Raw genomic sequence first — 19,728 nt, forward strand, 5'->3', positions numbered from 1 at the left:
ACGATGCGGCTCTCCCGTGAAGGCCTTTCGGGCGGAAAATCCCTGCGTCAGGCACATGCGAGAGTTCGCGACTGTCACAAAATCGCAAGGCTAACGTCACAGACACGATACGCGAATCCGGTCTGGTCGGGGGACACGCCGAGTGAGGACCCCATGGCCGAAGCATTCGAGGCCGTCCGCGTGCGGACGCTGTTCCTGTCGGATCTCCATCTGGGCACCAGGGGGTGCCAGGCCGGTCCGCTGCTGGCGTTCCTGAAGGCCTACGACGCCGACATCATCTATCTCGTGGGCGACATCGTCGACGGCTGGAAGCTCAAATCGGGATGGTACTGGCCCCAGGCCCACAACGACGTCGTCCAGAAGCTCCTGCGCAAGGTCCGGAAGGGCGCCAAGCTGGTGTACATCCCCGGCAACCACGACGAGTTCCTGCGGGACTATATCGGGGTCAATCTCGGCGGCATCGAGCTGGCCGACCATGCCCTGCACGAGACCGCCGACGGAAAGCGCTACCTCGTGATCCACGGGGACCAGTTCGACCTCGTGGTGCGCCATGCCCGCTGGCTGGCCCTGCTCGGGGACGGGGCCTACACGGCGGCGCTGTTCGTCAACACCCATCTCAACATCCTGCGCCGCCGCCTCGGCCTGACCTATTGGTCGCTCTCGTCCTGGGCCAAGCTGCGGGTGAAGAACGCCGTCAACTACATCAGCCGGTTCGAGGACCTTCTCGCCTCGGAGGCGAGGCGGCAGGAGGCGGACGGGGTCATCTGCGGCCATATCCACCATGCCGTCATGCACGTAAGGTTCGGCATCGCCTACGTGAACACCGGCGACTGGGTGGAATCCTGCACCGCCGTCGTCGAGCACTACGACGGCACCCTGCAGCTGATCCGGTGGGCCGAGCAGCCCGAGGCGCAGGCGGAAGGCCGGTCTCAGTCCGTGCCGGCCCTGGCCGGGACGCGGGTCGCCTGATGCGCGTCCTCGTCGCGACCGACGCCTGGCATCCGCAGGTGAACGGGGTCGTCCGCTCGCTGGAATACATGGCTGCGGAGGCGCCTCATTTCGGCGCCGAGATCGTCTTCCTCACGCCCGAGCGGTTCCGATCCGTTCCGATGCCGACCTACCCGGAGATCCGGCTGGCCCTGGCGACGCCGGGACGGGTCGCGCGCGTCCTCGACGAGGTCGCCCCCACGCACATCCATATCGCGACGGAAGGCCCTGTGGGCCTCGCGGCGCGTCTGGTCTGCCGCAGGCGGGACCTCGCCTTCACCACGAGCTATCACACCCGCTTCCCGGAATACGTCTCCGCCCGGACGCCCATTCCGAAGGCCTGGTCCTATCGGGCGCTGCGCTGGTTCCACCGCGAGGCCCGGGCCATGATGGTCAGCACCCCCTCCCTGGAGCGGGAGCTGGAGGGGCGCGGCTTCCACCGCATCCGGCGCTGGACCCGGGGCGTGGACACGCAGCTCTTCCGTCCGCGCCACGAACGGATCCTGGACGACCGCGCGCCCATCTTCCTTTTCGTCGGGCGGGTGGCGGTCGAGAAGAATATCGAAGCGTTCCTTTCCCTCGATCTTCCCGGCACCAAGGTGGTCGTGGGCGACGGCCCGGCACGGGCGGATCTGGAGCGGCGCTACCCGAAGGCCCGGTTCCTGGGCACCCTCGCCGGAGAGGATCTGGCACGGGTCTATGCCTCCTCGGACGTCTTCGTGTTTCCGAGCCTCACGGACACCTTCGGCATCGTCCTGCTGGAAGCCCTGGCCTCAGGCCTCCCGGTCGCGGCCTTTCCGGTCACGGGACCGGCCGACGTCATCGGCTCCTCGGCCTGCGGGGTCCTCGACGAGGATCTGCGCGAGGCGGCCCTGGCGGCCCTGGAGATCCCGAAGGACAGATGCCGGGCCTACGGCGAGACCTTTACCTGGCGCGAGAGCGCGCGACAGTTCTTCTCCAATATCGGTTCGGCCCACGAAGAGCCCGACCGCGGGCCTCACATCAGGAACGAGGGATAGGGGCCCGGATGCAGGGTCTGCTCGTCCGCTAGGCCAGGGGCCTCGGGAAAGGACGACTCCTTGTCGGGCGCAGGCTGATCGGGAGCGCAGACGGCCGCCACCTCGTGAATGCGGCCTTCGAGGTAGCGCAGGGTCTGGATGATCCGCCGGATGCGCTGCTCGGCCAGGGCCTGGAACTCCTCGTCGCTCAGGGGCTCCTGCGCCTCCAGGTCGAGGAGGTTCCTCAGGTCGTCCTGGCCCTTGCCGCGGGGGAGGAGGCCGAGCTCGCCCTTCGTCCGGGAGATGGTCCGCGCCATGTCCTGCAAGGTGGACCGGACCTGGTCGAGGGTCCGCCCGGCCGCGTCGTCGTGCGCGGTCTTCTCGATGCGGCCCAGAGCGGCCAGAACGGCCTCGGTATCCGCATTGCGGTTGCGCCGGGCGAATTCGCGCAGGAACCAGCGGCCCCGTGCCGTCTCCATGACGGCGGCTTCGATGGCGTCGTAATCAGCATTGCTGAACGTGACGCGCGTCTCGTCATCCGTCATGCTACACACTTCCCTTTCCGCGGGGTCCGCGATTCCCATTGTGTCGAAAGCAGGGGACAGCTCAACCCCTCAACACCTTCCTTAACGGTATTTTCACCGTGTTCTTCGTCGCGCCTATCCTTTCGGTGACCTTGCCGTGACCGCACCCACCCTCGTTTTCGGTATCCGCCTCGGCGCGCTGCAGGCTGCGAGCTTCGTCAGCATCGGGGTGTTCCTGCCCTTTTTCCCGCTTTGGCTGCAGAGCAAGGCGCTTCCGCCGACGATCATCGGGATCGTGGTCTCCATCCCGATCATCGTCCGCATCCTCGTTTCGGCCCCGCTCCTGATCCTGGCCGACAGGTCCTTCGGCGCACGCCGCCTCCTCCTCTGCAGCCATCTGGGCCAGATCGTCGGCTTCCCGCTGCTGATGCTGGCGGAGAGCAGCCTGGCGATCATCGCCATCGTCGCGCTCGTGGCCGTTGCGCAGGCGGCGGTCATCCCGGGAAACGACCTGGTGGTGACGGGCGCGGTGCAGCGGCGGCCGGGCCTCAACTACGGCTGGATCCGCGGTTGCGGATCGGTGGCCTTCTTCCTGGCCAACATCGCGGCCGGGTACCTGGTGGGAGGGTTCGGGGCCGGCGCCGTCGTCGTGGCGCTTTCGCTCATCCCCCTTCTCGGGATCTGGGCGACCTTCGTGGCCGTCAGGCCCGAGACGACCGAGGCTCCGGTTCGCGCCGACGACAAGGGGCGGTCCGCGGCGCCGGGCCTGCCCAAGGTGCTCTGGCTGGTTCTGATCGCGGCCGCGCTCACGCAGGGCACCCACGGGGCCCTGAACGCCTTCGCCAGCATCTACTGGCAGTCCCAAGGCTTCGCCGATGCCACGATCGGGTATCTCTGGGCGGCGGGCGTCGTCGCCGAGATCGTCGTCTTCTTCGTGCTCGGCCAGGCGGTGGGCAAGGGGTCGGGCGTGGGGCTGATCCTCATCGGATCGGCCGCCGCGGCGATCCGCTTCACGGTCATGTCCCTGCATCCGGGCCTCGGCCTGACCTTCGTGCTCCAGGCCATGCACAGCCTCTCCTTCGGCGCCACCCATCTCGGGACCATGGCAGCCCTGACGGCGTTCTCCCCACCACATGCCCGCGGGCGGGCGCAGGGCATCTACGGCACCCTCGCGGCCCTGGTGATGGCGCTCTCCACCATCGTGAGCGGCGTGATCTACCGGGAGGCGGGCGCCCTGGTCTTCGCCGCGATGGCGCCTCTCGGCGCCATCGGCTTCGTGCTGACGCTGCTTGCGGTCCGTCTCCTGCCGGCTCAGCCCCAGAGGGCGGGCAGCGGCGGGTAGACGATGCTGCCCTCATAGGTCAGGCCCGGCTCCCGGTCCTTCGCCAGCAGGAGAGGGCCGTCGAGATCGACGAAGCGGGCGCGCGGCGCCAGGACCATGGCCGGAGCCATGGCGAGCGACGTGCCGACCATGCAGCCGATCATCAGGGAGAAGCCCCTGGCCTCCGCCGCCTCGGCCAAAGCCAGGGCCTCGGTCAGGCCGCCGGTCTTGTCGAGCTTGATGTTGATCACGTCGTAGAGCCCTACCAGCCGGTCGAGGCTCGGCCGGTCGTGCACGCTCTCGTCGGCCAGGATCGGCACCGGCCTGTCGATGCCGCGCAGGAACTCGTCCTCCTTGGCGGGGAGGGGCTGCTCCACCAGGGCGTAGCCCGCATCGGCGCAGGCCGCGAGGTGGGCGGCGAGGTTTTCCCGGGTCCAGCCCTCGTTGGCGTCGGCGATGAGGGTGGCGTCGGGGGCGGCCTTGCGGACGGCGGCAATGCGTTCGAGATCCCCGCCGGGGCCGCCGAACTTCACCTTCAGGATCGGCCTTTCCGCCGCCCGGGCGGTCGCTTCCGCCATGGCCTCGGGCGTGTCGAGGCTGATCGTGTAGGCGGTGGTCACGGGCGGCCAGCGGTTGACCCCGGCCGTCACATGGGCGCGGATGCCGGAGCGCTTGGCGTCGAGGTCCCAGAGGGCGCAGTCGACCGCGTTTCTGGCCGCTCCCGCCGGCATGGCGCTCTGGAGCGCCTCGCGGGTCAGCCCGGCCTCGATCTGCGGCCGCAGGGCCTCGATGGCCGCGGCGACGCCTTCGACGGTCTCGCCGTAGCGGGGGTAGGGGACGCATTCTCCACGGCCGGCGGCCCCGTCTTCGCCGATGGTCGCCGTCACGACGACCGCCTCGGTGCGGGACCCCCTTGCGATCGTAAACTTTCCTGCGATGGGAAAGCGGTCAATCGTCACGTCGAGCTTGCGCATTCTCTCTGCCTCTCCACAACTTCGGCTCGACTTGTGGCGTAGCAACACGCTATCACCAAGCGGAATCGATACCGGAAGGATGATCGTGGCGCAGAGCACCTTGGCTCAAGAGCCGCAAGTGAAAATCGAGCGTTCTGGGGACAAGGTGACCGCACGGATCGTCGGCCACTGGACCGCGGAGCATGCCGAGCTCGTGGAGTCCTTCGCGGCCGAGATCGGCGCCGAGGCCGACCAGCACCACGTGATCTTCGATTTGGGCGAGGTCCAGCGTCTGGACACCCTCGGCGCCTGGGTGCTCGACCGGACCCGGCACGAACTGGGGGAGCGCGGCCAGGCGGCCGACTTCGCCAATGCCAGCCCGGAACAGCAGATCCTGCTCGACGAGGTGGCCTATCGCGGCTTTCAGGAGCAGCCGAAGGCCCGGCATTCCAAGGCCATGGATTTTCTCGTCGACGTCGGCAAGAGCATGGCCGGGGCCGGCAAGGATCTGGTCGACGGCGTCGCGTTCCTGGGGGAGCTCGTCTCGGCCCTCATCCGGGTCGTCGTCCATCCCCGGCGCTTCCGGGGCACGGCGCTGGTCAACCAGCTCGAGCAGATCGCCTACCGGAGCGTGCCGATCATCGTGCTGATCTCGTTCCTCGTGGGCTGCATCGTCGCCCAGCAGGGCATCTTCCAGCTGGTCCGCTTCGGCGCCACGCCCTTCGTCGTGGACCTGATCGGCATCCTGGTCCTGCGCGAACTCGCCCTGCTCCTCACCTCCATCATGGTGGCCGGCCGGTCCGGCTCGGCCTTCACGGCCGAGATCGGCTCCATGAAGATGCGGGAGGAGATCGACGCCCTGCGGGTCATGGGGCTCGACCCCATCGAGGTCCTGATCGTTCCCCGGATCCTCGCCCTCGTCATCGGCCTGCCGCTCCTCACCTTCATCTCGTCCATCGCCGCGCTCTCGGGCGGCGGCGTGACGGCATGGCTCTACGGCGACGTCAGCCCGGACGTCTTCCTCTCCCGCCTGCGCGAGGCGGTGAGCATGAACACCTTCCTGGTCGGGCTCATGAAGGCGCCCTTCATGGCCCTGGTCATCGGCATCATCGCCACCCTCGAAGGGCTGGCGGTGGAGGGCTCCGCCGAATCCCTGGGGCGCCACGTGACCTCGTCCGTGGTAAAGGCGATCTTCATGGTCATCGTCCTCGATGGCCTCTTCGCCATGTTCTTCGCAGCCATCAGGTACTGAAGCGATGCTCGACCGGCACCATCTCCCCATCGACAGGAACCGCGAGGTCGTCATTCGCGTCCGCGGGGTCGAGGTCGGCTTCGGGGACAGGACCATCCTCAACGGCCTCGACCTGGACGTGTACCGGGGCGAGATCCTGGGCTTCGTCGGCGCGTCCGGCCAGGGCAAGTCGGTGCTGACCCGCACGATCCTGGGGCTCGTCCCCAAGCGGGCGGGCACCATCGAGGTGCTGGGCCGCAACCTGGACGATTTGTCGCCCTCCGAAAGGCGGCTTCTGGAGCGGCGCTGGGGGGTTCTTTTCCAGCAGGGCGCCCTATTTTCCGCTCTGACCGTGAAGCAGAACGTGCAAGTGCCGATGCGGGAGTATCTCAACCTGTCCGACAGGCTCCTGGACGAGTTGGCGATGCTCAAGATCGAGATGGTGGGCCTGAAGCCGGACGCGGCCGACAAGCTTCCCTCGGAACTGTCCGGCGGCATGATCAAGCGGGCGGCCCTGGCCCGGGCGCTCGCTCTCGACCCGGACATCGTGTTCCTGGACGAGCCGACTTCGGGCCTCGACCCCATCGGCGCCGGGGAGTTCGACGAGCTGATTGCGACGTTACAACGGACTTTGGGGCTTACCGTATTCATGGTAACCCATGACCTCGACAGCCTTTACACGGTCTGCGACCGGATCGCGGCTCTGGGTGAGGGCAAGATTTTGGCGGAAGGGCCCATCGAGACGTTGCTCGCATCGGACAACCCTTGGCTCCGCTCCTACTTTCATGGAAAACGGGCTCGCGCGGCCATGGCCAGCGACTCGTAGGGTTTGTGATGGAAACGCGTGCAAACTACGCCTTGATCGGGTTGTTCACCCTCGCGGTGATCGCGGCGGCGTTCGGCTTCGTCTATTGGTTCTCCGGCGGCGACCGCGGCCAGGGAAGACAGACCATCCGCGTGGTGTTCTCGGGGTCGGTTTCCGGCCTCTCGAAGGGCTCGTCCGCCTCCTTCAACGGCCTGCGGGTCGGCGAGGTGACGGATATCAGCCTCCTGCCGGAGGATCCCCGCAGGGTCATGGCGATCGTGCAGGTCGACGCCAACACCCCCATCCGCACCGACACCCGCGCCCGCCTGGAATACCAGGGGCTGACCGGCGTCGCCAACATCGCCCTGTCGGGTGGCGAGCCCAGCGCGCCGCCCCTAGCGGCCGGTCCTGGCCAACCCCTGCCGACGATCTTCGCCGACCGGTCCGACTTCCAGGATCTGATCGAGACCGCACGAAACATCGCCCGCCGGGCCGACGACGTGCTGGAGCGCGTCGGGCGGGTCGTGTCGGACAACGAGGGCGGCATCAACCGCACCGTCCAGAACGTGGAGCGCTTCTCCCAGGCCCTCGGCGAGAATGCGGAGGGCATCGACCGCTTCCTGGCCCAGGTCGGCCAGGCGGCCGAGAAGGTGGGGCCGCTGGCCGAGAAGCTGGAGACCCTCGCGACCAACCTCGACCAGGTCGTGCGCTCGGTGGAGCCGCAGCGCGTCGCGAAGATCGTGGAGAACGTGGAGAGCTTCACCGAGGCTCTGGGGCAGAACCGGGAGGCGATCGACAACACCTTCCGGGACGCGGCAAGCCTGGCGAGCCGCCTGAACGAGACCGCGCCCAAGCTCGACGCCGCGCTCACCGATCTCACCGCCATCACCCGCACCATCGACCCGGCCAAGGTCGGCCGCACCGTCGACAACGTGGATCGGGTGGTGGGCTCCATCGACGGCGAGCGGGTCGCGCGCATCGTCCAGAATACGGAGGAGTTCACGAAGGCTCTGGCCGAGAACCGCCAGGCCATCGACAATGCCCTGCGCGATGCGGCGAGCCTCGTGGGTCGTCTCAACGAGTCGGCGCCCAAGCTCGACATGGCCCTGACCGAGATTTCCAACCTGGCCAAGGCCGTCGATGCGACCAAGGTCGGCCGGGTGGTCGACAACGTGGACACCTTCGCCCAGACCCTGGGCCGGCGCAGCCCGGACGTGGACAAGGCGATCCAGGAGGCGCGCTCGATCACCGAGAAGCTCAACCGGTCCGCAGACCGGATCGACGCGGTCCTGAAGGGCGCCGAAGGCTTCCTGGGCTCGGCCTCGGGAGAGGCGGGCAGGGGAGCGTTCGATCAGATCCGCGAGGCGGCGAACTCCGTTCGCGAGCTGGCCGACAATCTCAACGAACGTACCGAGGGCGTCCTGAAAGGCGTGGGACGCTTCACGGAGTCAGGCCTGCGCGAATACGAGGCTCTTGCCGTGGAGGGGCGCAGAACCCTCAACGACATCAGCCGCGCGGTCCGGAGCATCGAACGTAATCCACAGCAGTTTCTGTTCGGAGGCCGTTCGTCTCTCCCCGAATACAACGGCCGCCGTTAGTTCTAGTAGCAGTATGTCTGGATCCTCCGTGCTTTCCTCATCCACCGAAAGGGCTTGCCCGCTTCGGCGCCTGGCCCCGGCGCTCGTCCTCGCGGCGATGGCCGGAGCCTGCTCCTCGGCGCCGGCGCCCACGACCTACGATCTCTCGGCGCCCACGTCGCGGATCCGGGGCGCATCGGGGGTGCAGGTGCTCGTGGCGGAGCCCTCGGCGCTTCAGGTGCTCTCGGAGCAGCAGATCCTCGTGAAGGACACCACCACCGGGGCCATCTCCTTCCTGGGGGGCGGGCAATGGGCGGACGACCTGCCGAGGCTCGTCCAGACCAAGCTGATCAACACCTTCGAGAACTCCTCGCATATCCGCGGCGTCGCGAGGCCGAGCAGCGGCGCCGTGGCCGACGTCCAGCTAGTCTCCGAACTGCGCAGCTTCGAGATCGCCACCCCAAGCAACGAGGCGGTGGTGGAGATCGCGGTGAAGATCGTGAACGACGCCAACGGCCGCATCGTCAACGGCAGGATCTTCAGGGCCCGGGCCCCGGTCGTCGCCATCGACGCTCCGAATGCCGTCCGCGGCCTCGACGAGGCCCTTTCCGTGGCGATGCTCGACATCGTGCGCTGGGTCAGCGGAAGTTCGCTGCCCCGCAGGGACGAACCGGCCGAGACGGTCAGCACTCTCCCGCCCCGCGAGGAGCGCCGCGACGAGGCCAGCCCGCCGCCGGCATAACGACGCAGACGTCGCCGGAAGAACGGCAAGCGAAACCGCCCAAGTTTCCATCGCCCTTCGCCTCTCCCGGTGAAGCCGGAACCGTCAGGTTGGGGTGAGAGGCTCCGACGTTGCGCGATGCAGCGCCACCGCTTTCCCTCCCCCTGGGGAGGGTGGAAGGCCTCAGTCGGCTCAGGCGACGGACCCATCCTGCCGCTCCAACAGCCTCTCCCGGAAAAGCGAGGCATCTCCGGACAGCACTGAAGCCTTTGCCGGGACGGTGTTCGCGTCTCCTAGGGACAGGGAGGATGCACCCACGGGGACCGGGCGGGCTCAAACGCCGTTGCTGCCGCATCTCCTCCATCGAGGCGGCCCGGCGCAGCGTGCGGGATTCGATCCGCAAACGAAAATGGCCGGCGCGAGGCCGGCCATTTTCAGGTGACGGTGGCGATGCGTCGGCGGCTTAGTCGAAGCGGCCGCTCGCATGGGCCAGCATGGTGTAGACCTTGCCGGTTTCCGAGGTCAGGTAGGTCTTCGTCAGCATCGAATCCCGGTCGTCGCGGGAGACCTCCGCCAGCAGGCGCTCGAACTCCTCCACGTAGCGGTCGACGGTCTGCTTGAACTCGTCGTCCTGCCGGTACTTGCGACGGATCTCGTCGAAGGTCTGCTGACCCTGGATCGTGTAGAGGCGGCGGGTGAACACGTTGCTCTCGCCGCGCTTGTAGCGATCCCACAGCTCGACGGCCGCGTCGTGATCGATCATCCGGGCGATGTCGACCGAGATCGAGTCCAGGGATTCGAGGCTGTTGACCCGGGAGCGGTCGGGGCGACCCGGACCGCGCGGCGGTCCGTCCTCGCGCGAGGCCCGGTTCAGGAGGTCGGACAGCCAGCCGCTGCCGCGCGCGGCGGCGTCGCGGGCCTGAGCCTCCTCGCGCCGCGGGGCAGGGCGCTCAGGCGCGGGGGTGGGCTGACGGGTCGCCATGGGAGCCGGCGCAGGCGCCGGAGCCGGCGGAGGGACGGGAGCCGGAGCCGGAGCAGCGCGCTGCTCGACCGGCCGGGCTGCCGCCTGAACCGACGCCGGAGCAGGTGTGGGAGCCGGGGCGGGGCGCGGCTCGTGGACCACGGCCGCGGAGGCCATGGGAGCCTCGTTGACCCGGCGGGGCTGGGCGGCCGGGATGGCGTCCACGGCGCGGTTCGAGCGCGAGACCAGGGCCGAGAGCTCGTTGAGAGCCTTGATCTGGTCGGCGACGACACGACGCATGTTGGCCGTGGTCTCCTGCGTCTCCTGCGGGATCTCGACGACGCCGCGGCGGAGTTCGGCCCGGGTGGTTTCGAGCTCGCGCTGGATCTGGCCGGTCATGCCGCGCAGTTCGCCCATGGTGTCGCGGAACTTCGCGGTGGCGTTGTTGAGCGCCTCCGTCATCTCGGCGGCGGCCTGCTCGTAGGCCGTGCGCAGGGCGGCGGCGGTGCGCTCGCCCTCCTGGCCGGTCGAGGAGCGGATGAGCTCGAACTGATCGCCGATGGCGCGGGTGGTGGCCTGCGCCGACTCGGCCAGCACGGATCCGATCTGGCGGGCCTTGCCTTCCACGTTCTGCAGCGAGCCTTCCACCAGCGCCGTGAAGGTGCGCGTGACGGTCTCCAGTTCCTGCGAACGGTCATTGATGCGGGCGAGAACCTCGGTGAGGGCTTCCTGGCGGCCGCTCAGGGCGGCATCCATGCGGGCCTCGACCCGCTCCAGGGCCGCTGCGGCCTCGGTCAGGGTCTGCATCTGCTCGCGGGTGACGTCGGTCAGCGAGCGGCCGCGCTGCTCGAGGCTCTGGGCCAGTTCGGAGGCCTGCTGGACCGCGCCGGTCGACACGGAGCGGAGCGCCTCGACCTGGTCGGCCACCTGCTCGGAGGCACGGCCCGTCTGGGCGGCGACTTCCGCCAGAAGGCTCTGGATCTGCTGCACCTGTCCGCCGAGGCCGTCCTCGATGGCGCCGAGATTGCCGCTGGCGCTCGCCGCCACCTGCTGGAGCAGGCGGTTGGCATCCTGCAGCCGGTCGAGCACCTCGGAGAGCTCGCCGCGCAGGCGCTGGTTGGTGCCGACGAGGGTCTCGACGGCCTGCGAGGTGGTCTGGTCGATGGAGCTGCGCAGGGCCTCGGTCGACTGGGCGTAGGACGCGGTGAGCTCCATGGTGCGCTCCTGGAGCGCGGAGAGCATGCCGGAGCTGCGCTGCTGCAGGCTCTCGACCACCGCATTGCTGCGCTCCTCCAGGGCGCGCAGGGTCGTCTCGCTGACGGCGGCGACTTCGCGTCCGATGGTGGCGCTGCGCTCGTCGAGACTCGCCACGAGGGTTGCTCCCTGCGTGTCGAAGATCCCGCGGATCTCGTCGATCCGGCTGCCGAGGGAGCCGAGCACCGTCTGGCCGCGCTCCTCGATGGCGTTGGCCACGCCGTCGAGGCGGTTGACCACCCGGTCCTCGAAGCTCGTGACGCGCTGGTCGAGGGTCGCGGCGATCTCCTCGGCCCGGTTGCCGAGGGTCTGGTTGATCTCGAAGGCGCGGGCGCCCAGGGTCTCCGTGATCTCTCCGGCGCGGTCGCCGAGGATCCGGTTGATGGCCGTGGCGCGGGCGTCGAGGGCCTCGCCGATCTGCTCGGCCTTGGCCGAGATCGTCTCGGCGATGGCGCCGGTGCGGGCCGTGATGGCCTGGCTGATCTCGTCCACGCGGGCCTGGAGGGAGTTCGCCACGTCGCGGCCGCCTTCGGCCATGACCCGCGCCATTTCGCCGGTGCGGATGACGAGGGCCTCGTTGAGGGCGGAGGCGCGGGCGCCGAGGGTCTGGTCGACGCGCTCGACGATGGTGTCGAAATTGGCCGTGATCTCGGTTGCCCGGCGGGAGGCATGCTCCTCCAGGGCGGAGAGCTGGGTCTCGATGGCCGTGGTGGCCTCGCGGGCACGCTCGGCGAAGGACTCGGACATGGCGCGGCCCTGGACCGTGATGAGACGGTCCATCTCCTCGAAGCGGCCGCTGATCGTCTCGGTGAGGTTGCCCACGTCGTTGGAAATGCGCTCGGCCACTTCGCCGCCGCGGCGCATCACGTCCTCGAAGGCCGACAGGCGGGTGCCGAGGGTCTCTTCCATCTCGCGGCCGCGGGTGTCCACCGTCTCGGCCGTGCGGTTGAGGGCCTCGTTGACGCGCGAGCCCTGCGTGGCGATGGCGAGAACGATGTCCTTACCGGTGGAGGCGAGGCGGAGCTGCGCCTCGTCCGCATGGCGGGACAGGGTCTCGGAGAATTCCTGCCCGCGGGTTTCGAAGGCCGTCTGGAATTCCGCGACCCGGTCGGCCATGAGCGTGGCGACCCGGTCGCCGGCCGTGCTGAGGCTGGCCTCCAGGGCCTGGCCCTGGACCGTGACGGACTCGCTGACGCGCTGGCTTGCGGTCTCCAGGCGGACGGCGAGGTCCTCCACCCGGGTGCCGATGGCCTCGTCGGCCATGCGCACGGCGCCTTCCAGATGTTCGCGCACCTCGTTGCCGCGCTGGGTGATTTCTTCGGTGACGCTGCCGGCCGTGGCCGTGAGGTGCTCGCGGAACTCGGTGCCGCGCAGGACGATCTCGCCGACGATGCTCGTGCCGGTCGAGGCGAGCTGCTGGCGCAGGGTGTTGCCGCGGGCGACGATCTCGTCCGCCACCTCGGTGCCCGTTGAGGCGAGCTGCTCGCGCAGGCTGGTGCCGCGGGTCGAGAGGTCCTCGAGGATCGCGTTCGCCGTGGAGGCGAACTCGTTGCGCAGGTTGCTGCCGCTGGTGCCCAGTTCCTCCACGATGGAGGCGCCGGTGGCGGAGAGCTGCTCGCGGATCATGGTGCCGCGGGTGACGATCTCCTCGCTCACGGTCGAGCCGGCGGCGGCGATCTGGTCGCGCATTTCGGCGGTGCGGGCCGAGATGTCGTCGGCGATCACGCCGCCCGTCGCCGCGAGCTTCTCGGTGATCTCGCTGCCGCGCTGCGTGAAGCTGTCCTCCAGGGTGCGGGCGGTCTGCTCGAAGGCCTCGCGCACGTCGTTGCCCTGCTGGGCGAGGGCATCGATGACGCCGCGGCCGGTCTCGGCCAGGGTGCGGGTGACCTGGCTGGCGCCTTCCTGCAGGTGGCGGGTGAGGACGTCCCCGGTGCGCTCGAAGGCGCCCGTGATGTCCTGCGCCTTGCTTTCCAGGGCGCTGGTGATGGTGGTGCCGACCTCGGCAATGCCGGTCTTGATCTCTTCGCTGGTGCCGGAGATGCGTTCGACGAGCTCGACGCCGCGGCTCGCCATCTCCTCGACGACGCGCTCGCCGGCCCGGCCGAGGGCCTGGGTGATCTGCTCGCCGCGCTGCTCGATGGAGCCGGTCACGCGGTCGCCCGCGCCCGTGACGCTGGACACGACGCGCTCGGTGGCCTCGTCCAGATCCTGGATCAGGTTCTGCTGGGCGCCGGTGATGGCGCCGCGCACGCGCTCGGCATTGGTGACGATGGCCTCGCGCTGGGTGGTGAGCTCGTCGACGAGGGAGCGGATCCGGATCTCGTTGTCGGAATAGGCGCGCTCCAGGGTCGCGATCTCGCTGCGGACCAGGGTCTCCAGCTCGCCGGCACGGGCGAGGGCGCGCTCGACGCCGTCGCCGACGGCCGCCACCTCGCGGCGCACGGCCTGCGAGACGGACAGGACCGCATCCGTGGAGAAGCTCTCGGGCTGGGCCAGGCGCACGGCGACTTCGCCCATGGCGCGGGCGACCAGCTTCATCTCCTGCGAGCGGACCGTCAGCATCGCGGCGATGTAGAACAGGAGGATCGGCCCCAGCAGAAGGGCGGTGCCGATGGCGAGCTGGGTCGGCGTGAAGACCGTCAGCAGCTGGTCGGGCATGGTGATGCCCAGGGAATAGACGTAGGCTCCGGCCGCGCCGAGCCAGAGCAGGGAGGCGAGGGTCGCCAGGGTGTAGGCCCTGCCCGAGGGGCGGACCTGCAGGGCCTGCAGCATCACGCCGACATTCTGCCGGTCGTCGTTGGCGACGGCGGTGCGGTCGGGCGCGACGAAACCGGCACGGGAGGTATCCTCCGGGCGCGCATCGGACCGGCCCTCGCGGGTCTCGGCCTGATCGCCCGGGCCGTCGGAATCGAGGCCGAAGGGACCCTTCGTGAAGTCGTGATCGTCGATATCGGGCAGCCGGGGCTCGTCGCGGGAGGCAGCGTCGTCCGACCTGTCCGGGGGCTGAATCACAAAAGTCTCGTCGAGATTGAGCGCCTGCTCGACCGCCGACAAGGCTGCCTCCGCCGGATCTTTCATCTTCTTTTTCTCGATCGCCATGATCTGCCTCGTGACGCAACTGAATGGTGGTTGCAGCCTTGCTCATCCCTTTGAAGAAAAAGGGATTTGCGCAGCTTCAGCCCGCTCCGGACGCCCCTGACGGTGCTTCCGTTTGGTAATCTGCCATTTACCAAACAAGTCTAGCGGCGGGTCTGAGCGAAGGAAACCCGATGCCCGGTGCCACTTGAGAACGTCGTTAACGGCTCGGTAACCAGTGGTGCGAGGCAAAATGAGGCGAAAAGACGGCAGGTCGCCGCGCTCGTTCACTCGTCTTCCGGCGCACCTTGTCTTAAATATGCGCCGATACTCAGAGGTCCGCAATGATCAATATTACATTCATCGATCCCGAGGGCACCGCCCGCACCGTCGAAGCGGAGGAGGGCGCCACGGTCATGGAAACCGCCGTGCGCAACGGAATTCCCGGGATCGAGGCGGAGTGCGGCGGAGCCTGCTCCTGCGCCACATGCCACGTCTATGTGGACGAGGCGTGGGAATCGGCCACCGGCCAGCCGCAGCCGATGGAGGAGGACATGCTTGACTTCGCCTTCGACGTCCGCCCGAATTCCCGCCTGTCGTGCCAGATCCGCGTCCGGCCCGAACTGGACGGCCTCGTCGTCCGCACTCCCACACGTCAAGGCTGATCCGGAGACTGCCCCCATGTTCAAGACGATCCTGGTTCCCGTCGATCTCGTCGAGATCGAGGCCGCCAAGCCTGCCATTGAGAAGGCGGTGGAGCTGGCCCGAGGCGCAGAGGGCTCCTTGCGCCTGATCTATGTGCGGCCGGTCGTTCCGGTGACCTACATGGAGTTCATGCCGCCCGCCTTCGACGAGGAGCAGCAGGCCGAGGCCGAGAAGAAGCTGGCCGAACTCGCCGCGGCCGTGAAGCTGCCGGCGGAGCGCGTCTCGGCGGTGGTGCGCCTCGGCTCCATCTACAACGAAGTGCTGGACGAGGCGGAGAAGACCGGGGCCGACCTGATCGTCATCGGGTCGCACCGGCCGACCATGGCGACCTTCCTTCTGGGCTCCAACGCCTCCACCATCGTGCGCCATGCGAGATGCTCGGTGCTGGTGGTGCGGACCTGAGCTTCGCGCTCGCTGCTCTGAAGTGCTTCCTCAAAGAAAAAGCCGCGGCAGATGAGTGCCGCGGCTTGGAAGGTCGGTTCAGACCTTGCACTGGTGGCTCAACGCTCCCACTGGGTCGGGTCGCCCGCCAGGACGATTCTCTCGTCCTTCTGCATCGCGACGGTGCCGACCACGGCCGAACCGATGAGAGCGAAGGCGAGCGCAAGCTTGACGAGCATGTTGATCTTCATTGCCGTTCCCTTTCGATGTTCCAGGCAGCCGGAGCTCCCGGAAAGCTAACATTGTTACATTAAGGGGGCGGGAAGGGGCGTCAACCGGAATATCGTCCTCTGCAAGCGGTTTTCCGTAGAAACGTCAACGGCTTCGCCTGCGGCGACAGGGTGCCGTACGGGTCGCTCCATCCCAGATTGCAGCCTTCCGCCGCCGACGTCGGAGGTTCAGGCCCGGCCGGGGAGCAGGTCGGCCGGCGGCGCCTCCGGCCTGAAGGGGCGGGGCTTGTTGAGCCTCACCATCGGCTCGATCTGCCACACGCCCAGGAGAGCGAACAGCCCGCCCATGAGCGCGACGCTCGTGGAGCCCATCTGGAGCGCGCGCCAGATCAGGACGGCCATGGCGAGAAGGGACAGGACGGCGACGACGGTGGTCGACAGCCACACCCAATAGGGCTTGCCGGCCACGAAGCGGGCATTCGGGTTGGCCTGGGCGATGGCGGCGAACAGGGATTGGGTGAAGGCCCGGTAGGGGGCGGTGAGCTGCTCGGCCTCGATCATGCTCTTCCAGCTGACGGACGAGAAGGAGAAGGTCTTCCCGTCCTGCATCCTGATCTTGGTGCGGAAGGCCTTGTGTCCGAAGCGACCCGGCTCGTAGACCATGCGCACGGACTCCACCGCCCCGAGGCGGACCTCGTGCACCTTGCGGCCGGAATCGACGGTGAGCCGGTCTCCTTCCAGGCTGAAGCTGATCGGCCCGCCGACCGGGCGGGGGCTGTGTTGGTAGGTCTGGGTCATGAGGTCTAGCGCACCAGTTCGCGCATCGCCTGATCGATGCCTTCGAGATTGAGCGGGTACATGCGGTCTGAGAAGAGCTGCCGCATGAGGCTGATCGACTGAGTATAGCCCCAATGCGACTGCGTCACGGGGTTCAGCCACACGGCCCTGGGGAAGTGGTTGAGAATGCGCTGCATCCAGACCTGGCCCGGCTCCTCGTTCCAGTGCTCAACCGAGCCGCCCGGCGTCACGATCTCGTAGGGACTCATGGAGGCGTCGCCCACGAAGACCACCCGATAGTCGGACGGGTAGGTGCGGATCACGTCGAGGGTGGGGATCTTCTCGTCGTACCGGCGGCGGTTTTCCTTCCACAGGTTCTCGTAGACGCAGTTGTGGAAGTAGAAGTGCTCGAAATGCTTGAACTCGAGCCGGGCCGCCGAGAACAGCTCCTCCGCCACCTGGATGTGCCAGTCCATGGAGCCGCCCACGTCCAGGAACAGCAGCACTTTCACGGCGTTGCGGCGCTCGGGCCTCAGGCGCACGTCGAGATAGCCCTTGTGGGCCGTCTCGTGGATCGTCTCGTCGAGGTCCAGTTCCTCCGCCGCGCCGGTGCGGGCGAAGCGGCGCAGGCGGCGCAGCGCGATGCGCATGTTGCGCACCCCCAGCTCCACATTGTCGTCGAAGTCCTTGAACTCGCGCTTGTCCCACACCTTCACGGCGCGGAAGTTGCGGTTCTTGTCCTGGCCGATGCGGATGCCTTCCGGGTTGTAGCCGTAGGCGCCGAAAGGCGAGGTTCCGGCGGTGCCGATCCACTTGTTGCCGCCCTGGTGGCGGCCCTTCTGCTCCTTGAGGCGCTCCTTCAGGGTCTCGAAGAGCTTGTCCCAGCCCATGGCCTCGAGCTGGCGCTTCTCCTCCTCGCTCAGGTAGCGCTCGGCCAGCTTGCGCAGCCATTCCTCGGGAATCTCGGCCTCGGTGCCGGTCTGTCCCAGGCGCTCGATGCCCTTGAAGACCTGGCCGAAGACCCGGTCGAACTTGTCGAAATGGCGCTCGTCCTTCACCAGGCAGGCGCGCGACAGGTAGTAGAACTCCTCGACGCTCTTGTCCGCCAGATCCTGGTCGAGCGCTTCCAGCAGGGCAAGGTATTCCCGCAAGGAAACGGGAACCTTGGCGGCGCGCAGTTCTGTGAAGAGGGTCAGGAACATGGCGCCAGTGTCCGGCAACGGGCCGGGAGGTCAAGGGCGAAAGGCGGCCCGTCGCCCGAAAGCGCCGTCTCGGACTGCGCTCAGGACGATTTTCCCGCCGTCCGCCTCGCGCGGAACTCCCCCAGGGAGGCATCGCGCTTGCGGTTGTTGTTGCGCAGGATCTGCCTGTACTCGTCCCGGCGCTCGTGGATCGACGCGATGACGAGGCCCATGGGGACGCCGATGTCGCTCAGAACCGCCTCGCTCAGCTGGAGCGAGGCCTCGATGGTTTCCGGCACCGCATCGTCGACGCCGAGGTCGTAGAGCTGCACCGCGTGCCGGGCGTCCCGGGCGCGGGCCACGATGGTGATGTCGGGGTTCTCCTGGCGCGCCGCGGTCACCACCGCCTCGACGGAGCTCAGGGTGTCGAGGGTGATGACGAGGGCGAGCGCGCGGTCGATGCCGCAGGCGCGCAGGAATTCGGGGTAGGAGCCGTCGCCGAAGAAGACCGGCTTGCCCGCCTTGCGCTCGGCCGCCACCCGGGCCGGGTCCATGTCGATGGCCAGATGGGGCACCTTGTGGCGCGCCAGCATGTCGCCCACGAGCTGGCCGACCCGTCCGTAGCCGGCGACGATGACGCGGCCCACCTCGTCGGCGGGGGGAGGGGCGGCGATTTCCGGATCCACGGGCAGGCGCCTCTCCAGCCTGCGGCTCAGCTGCCGCCCGACCCGGGCGAGAAGCGGTATGGCGATCATCGTGAAGGTGGTCACGAGGAGCAGGGTCTGGCCGACCCCGACCGGGACGAGCCCCGCCACCATGGCGCTGCCGAGGATCACGAGGGCGAATTCGCCGCCGGGGCCCAGGAGGAGTCCGGTTTCCGCCGCCTCCGAGCGGTTCAGGCCGAACGGGCGCGCGAGGGCGAAGATGATGACGGCCTTCAGGGCGATCACGAGGGTGGCGACCGCCAGGATTTCCAGCGGTTGCTCCAGAAAGCGGAACGCGTCGAGGCTCATGCCGACCGAGACGAAGAAGACCCCGAGCAGCAGCCCCTTGAAGGGCTGGATCGTGACGTCGACCGCCCGCCGGTATTCCGTCTCCGAGAGCAGCACGCCCGCGATGAAGGCGCCGAGAGCCATGGACAGGCCGCTGACGGCCGCCACCAGGCTCGTCACCATCACGACCAGCAGGCAGGCGGCCATGAACAGTTCCGGGCTCTTGGTGGCCGAGACGAGCTGGAAGAACGGGCGCAGGATCACCCGGCCCAGGCCGACGATGACGGCGAGCGCCAGGGCGGCCTGCAGCAGCGCCCACAGGAAGGACGACACGGTCACCTCGGGCTGGGTCGTGTCGAGGGCCGCGATGGTGAACAGGATCGGCGCAACGGCGAGGTCCTGGAACAGCAGGGCCGAGAAGCTGGCGCGCCCGACCGTCGTGTTGAGCCGCTTCTGCTCGGCCATGACCGGAATGACGATGGCGGTGGAGGACAGGGCGAGCCCGAGGCCGACCAGGACCGCTCCCGTGAGGTTCCCGACCGGCTCCAGGGCGAGGGCGCCCAGCGCCAGGGCGCACAGGACCACCTGCAGGGTGCCGAAGCCGAAGACCAGCCTGCGCAGGGTCCGCAGACGCTGCCAGGAGAGCTCGATGCCGATGGTGAAGAGAAGGAAGACGACGCCGAACTCCGCGAGATGCGACGTTCCTTCCGGATTGGTGAAGGTCAGCCAGTCGACCCAGGGGTAATCCGGAACGAGCCGCCCGAGGCCGTAGGGCCCCAGCAGGGCCCCGACTCCCAGGAAGCCGAGAACCGGGCTGATCCTGAGGCGGTGGAACAGAGGGACGATGATTCCTGCCGTCGCCAGAAAGAGAATCGGTTCCTGGTACGCATGCAGGTTAATCGAGGCGGCCATCTGATCTGTCCATTTCGGCCCATTGTGGGTTCATCGAAACCCCTCGTGCAAGGCTGGATTCCAGGCAGGTCCCGCCATCGATGCCGCAGGTGCGGGCGTGCTGCCTGCTCCATGCGCCTCCGAGCGGCTTGGGGAGGCTGCGC

The 19,728-nt window shown here is 68.2% G+C and carries 16 protein-coding genes; 9 read left to right on the forward strand and 7 right to left on the reverse strand.

Annotated features, from left to right (window positions below):
* Positions 1–153: 153 nt before the first annotated feature.
* On the forward strand, positions 154–969 hold the full coding sequence (locus ACFOYU_RS24225) for a UDP-2,3-diacylglucosamine diphosphatase (RefSeq protein ID WP_377035533.1): 816 nt from the start codon (positions 154–156) through the stop codon (positions 967–969).
* The gene (locus ACFOYU_RS24230; protein ID WP_377035534.1) at positions 969–2,006 is read left to right on the forward strand and encodes a glycosyltransferase family 4 protein; all 1,038 of its coding nucleotides are present in this window, start codon (positions 969–971) and stop codon (positions 2,004–2,006) included. Before ACFOYU_RS24225 ends, ACFOYU_RS24230 begins: the two co-directional genes overlap by 1 nt.
* Here ACFOYU_RS24230 and ACFOYU_RS24235 read toward each other — a convergent pair.
* Complete coding sequence (locus ACFOYU_RS24235) at positions 1,985–2,530, reverse strand: hypothetical protein (RefSeq protein WP_377035535.1); 546 nt, start codon at positions 2,528–2,530, stop codon at positions 1,985–1,987. The genes ACFOYU_RS24230 and ACFOYU_RS24235 overlap by 22 nt on opposite strands.
* 136 nt (positions 2,531–2,666) lie before the next feature.
* On the opposite strand from ACFOYU_RS24235, the gene ACFOYU_RS24240 reads away from it, so the two are divergent.
* Positions 2,667–3,851, forward strand: coding sequence for an MFS transporter (locus tag ACFOYU_RS24240; protein WP_377035536.1), 1,185 nt, complete (start codon positions 2,667–2,669; stop codon positions 3,849–3,851).
* Here ACFOYU_RS24240 and dgcA read toward each other — a convergent pair.
* Positions 3,821–4,804 (reverse strand): N-acetyl-D-Glu racemase DgcA, encoded by a 984-nt coding sequence (gene dgcA / locus ACFOYU_RS24245; protein WP_377035537.1) that lies wholly within the window; start codon positions 4,802–4,804, stop codon positions 3,821–3,823. The two genes, ACFOYU_RS24240 and dgcA, sit on opposite strands and share 31 nt — an antisense overlap.
* A gap of 79 nt (positions 4,805–4,883) precedes the next feature.
* Here dgcA and ACFOYU_RS24250 point away from each other — a divergent pair, with 79 nt between their 5' ends.
* The 4 genes from ACFOYU_RS24250 to ACFOYU_RS24265 are packed head-to-tail and all read left to right on the forward strand — an operon-like array spanning position 4,884 to position 9,138.
* Positions 4,884–6,035, forward strand: coding sequence for an MlaE family lipid ABC transporter permease subunit (locus tag ACFOYU_RS24250; RefSeq protein WP_226741573.1), 1,152 nt, complete (start codon positions 4,884–4,886; stop codon positions 6,033–6,035).
* 4 nt (positions 6,036–6,039) lie between these two features.
* A complete protein-coding gene (locus ACFOYU_RS24255) occupies positions 6,040–6,840 on the forward strand; it encodes an ABC transporter ATP-binding protein (RefSeq protein WP_226741574.1) in 801 nt (266 codons plus the stop codon).
* 8 nt (positions 6,841–6,848) lie between these two features.
* Positions 6,849–8,417, forward strand: coding sequence for an MlaD family protein (locus ACFOYU_RS24260; protein WP_377035538.1), 1,569 nt, complete (start codon positions 6,849–6,851; stop codon positions 8,415–8,417).
* 28 nt (positions 8,418–8,445) lie between these two features.
* Positions 8,446–9,138 (forward strand): ABC-type transport auxiliary lipoprotein family protein, encoded by a 693-nt coding sequence (locus tag ACFOYU_RS24265; RefSeq protein WP_377035539.1) that lies wholly within the window; start codon positions 8,446–8,448, stop codon positions 9,136–9,138.
* Between the two features lie 442 nt (positions 9,139–9,580).
* Here ACFOYU_RS24265 and ACFOYU_RS24270 read toward each other — a convergent pair whose 3' ends face one another.
* Complete coding sequence (locus tag ACFOYU_RS24270) at positions 9,581–14,431, reverse strand: hypothetical protein (RefSeq protein WP_377035540.1); 4,851 nt, start codon at positions 14,429–14,431, stop codon at positions 9,581–9,583.
* A gap of 320 nt (positions 14,432–14,751) precedes the next feature.
* Between ACFOYU_RS24270 and ACFOYU_RS24275 the strand changes: the two genes are divergently transcribed.
* Together ACFOYU_RS24275 and ACFOYU_RS24280 are read left to right on the forward strand one after the other, a co-directional pair.
* On the forward strand, positions 14,752–15,072 hold the full coding sequence (locus ACFOYU_RS24275) for a 2Fe-2S iron-sulfur cluster-binding protein (protein ID WP_226741578.1): 321 nt from the start codon (positions 14,752–14,754) through the stop codon (positions 15,070–15,072).
* Positions 15,073–15,088: 16 nt separating this feature from the next.
* A complete protein-coding gene (locus ACFOYU_RS24280; protein ID WP_226741579.1) occupies positions 15,089–15,514 on the forward strand; it encodes a universal stress protein in 426 nt (141 codons plus the stop codon).
* A 98-nt stretch (positions 15,515–15,612) separates the two neighbouring features.
* Here the strand turns inward: ACFOYU_RS24280 and ACFOYU_RS24285 are convergent, their stop codons facing one another.
* The 4 genes from ACFOYU_RS24285 to ACFOYU_RS24300 form a co-directional block, all read right to left on the reverse strand.
* Positions 15,613–15,744, reverse strand: coding sequence for a hypothetical protein (locus ACFOYU_RS24285; protein WP_377035541.1), 132 nt, complete (start codon positions 15,742–15,744; stop codon positions 15,613–15,615).
* A gap of 207 nt (positions 15,745–15,951) precedes the next feature.
* Positions 15,952–16,521: a hypothetical protein gene (locus ACFOYU_RS24290; RefSeq protein WP_226741580.1), complete on the reverse strand. Its 570-nt coding sequence runs from the start codon at positions 16,519–16,521 to the stop codon at positions 15,952–15,954.
* A 5-nt stretch (positions 16,522–16,526) separates the two neighbouring features.
* Positions 16,527–17,702 carry a VWA domain-containing protein gene (locus tag ACFOYU_RS24295; RefSeq protein ID WP_377035542.1) on the reverse strand — a complete coding sequence of 392 codons (1,176 nt, stop codon included), beginning with the start codon at positions 17,700–17,702 and terminating at the stop codon, positions 16,527–16,529.
* Positions 17,703–17,782: 80 nt separating this feature from the next.
* Positions 17,783–19,585: a cation:proton antiporter gene (locus tag ACFOYU_RS24300; RefSeq protein WP_377035543.1), complete on the reverse strand. Its 1,803-nt coding sequence runs from the start codon at positions 19,583–19,585 to the stop codon at positions 17,783–17,785.
* Positions 19,586–19,728 lie beyond the last annotated feature (143 nt).

Source organism: Microvirga sp. GCM10011540 (assembly GCF_042650665.1).
GTDB lineage: Bacteria > Pseudomonadota > Alphaproteobacteria > Rhizobiales > Beijerinckiaceae > Microvirga > Microvirga lenta.

Bases quoted from the DNA above. Each gene is read 5' to 3' on its own strand.
- ACFOYU_RS24225 (WP_377035533.1), top strand. From the start codon at position 154: ATGGCCGAAGCATTCGAGGCCGTCCGCGTGCGGACGCTGTTCCTGTCG.
- ACFOYU_RS24230 (WP_377035534.1), top strand. From the start codon at position 969: ATGCGCGTCCTCGTCGCGACCGACGCCTGGCATCCGCAGGTGAACGGG.
- ACFOYU_RS24235 (WP_377035535.1), bottom strand. From the start codon at position 2,530: ATGACGGATGACGAGACGCGCGTCACGTTCAGCAATGCTGATTACGAC.
- dgcA (WP_377035537.1), bottom strand. From the start codon at position 4,804: ATGCGCAAGCTCGACGTGACGATTGACCGCTTTCCCATCGCAGGAAAG.
- ACFOYU_RS24250 (WP_226741573.1), top strand. From the start codon at position 4,884: ATGATCGTGGCGCAGAGCACCTTGGCTCAAGAGCCGCAAGTGAAAATC.
- ACFOYU_RS24255 (WP_226741574.1), top strand. From the start codon at position 6,040: ATGCTCGACCGGCACCATCTCCCCATCGACAGGAACCGCGAGGTCGTC.
- ACFOYU_RS24260 (WP_377035538.1), top strand. From the start codon at position 6,849: ATGGAAACGCGTGCAAACTACGCCTTGATCGGGTTGTTCACCCTCGCG.
- ACFOYU_RS24270 (WP_377035540.1), bottom strand. From the start codon at position 14,431: ATGGCGATCGAGAAAAAGAAGATGAAAGATCCGGCGGAGGCAGCCTTG.
- ACFOYU_RS24275 (WP_226741578.1), top strand. From the start codon at position 14,752: ATGATCAATATTACATTCATCGATCCCGAGGGCACCGCCCGCACCGTC.
- ACFOYU_RS24280 (WP_226741579.1), top strand. From the start codon at position 15,089: ATGTTCAAGACGATCCTGGTTCCCGTCGATCTCGTCGAGATCGAGGCC.
- ACFOYU_RS24285 (WP_377035541.1), bottom strand. From the start codon at position 15,744: ATGAAGATCAACATGCTCGTCAAGCTTGCGCTCGCCTTCGCTCTCATC.
- ACFOYU_RS24290 (WP_226741580.1), bottom strand. From the start codon at position 16,521: ATGACCCAGACCTACCAACACAGCCCCCGCCCGGTCGGCGGGCCGATC.
- ACFOYU_RS24295 (WP_377035542.1), bottom strand. From the start codon at position 17,702: ATGTTCCTGACCCTCTTCACAGAACTGCGCGCCGCCAAGGTTCCCGTT.
- ACFOYU_RS24300 (WP_377035543.1), bottom strand. From the start codon at position 19,585: ATGGCCGCCTCGATTAACCTGCATGCGTACCAGGAACCGATTCTCTTT.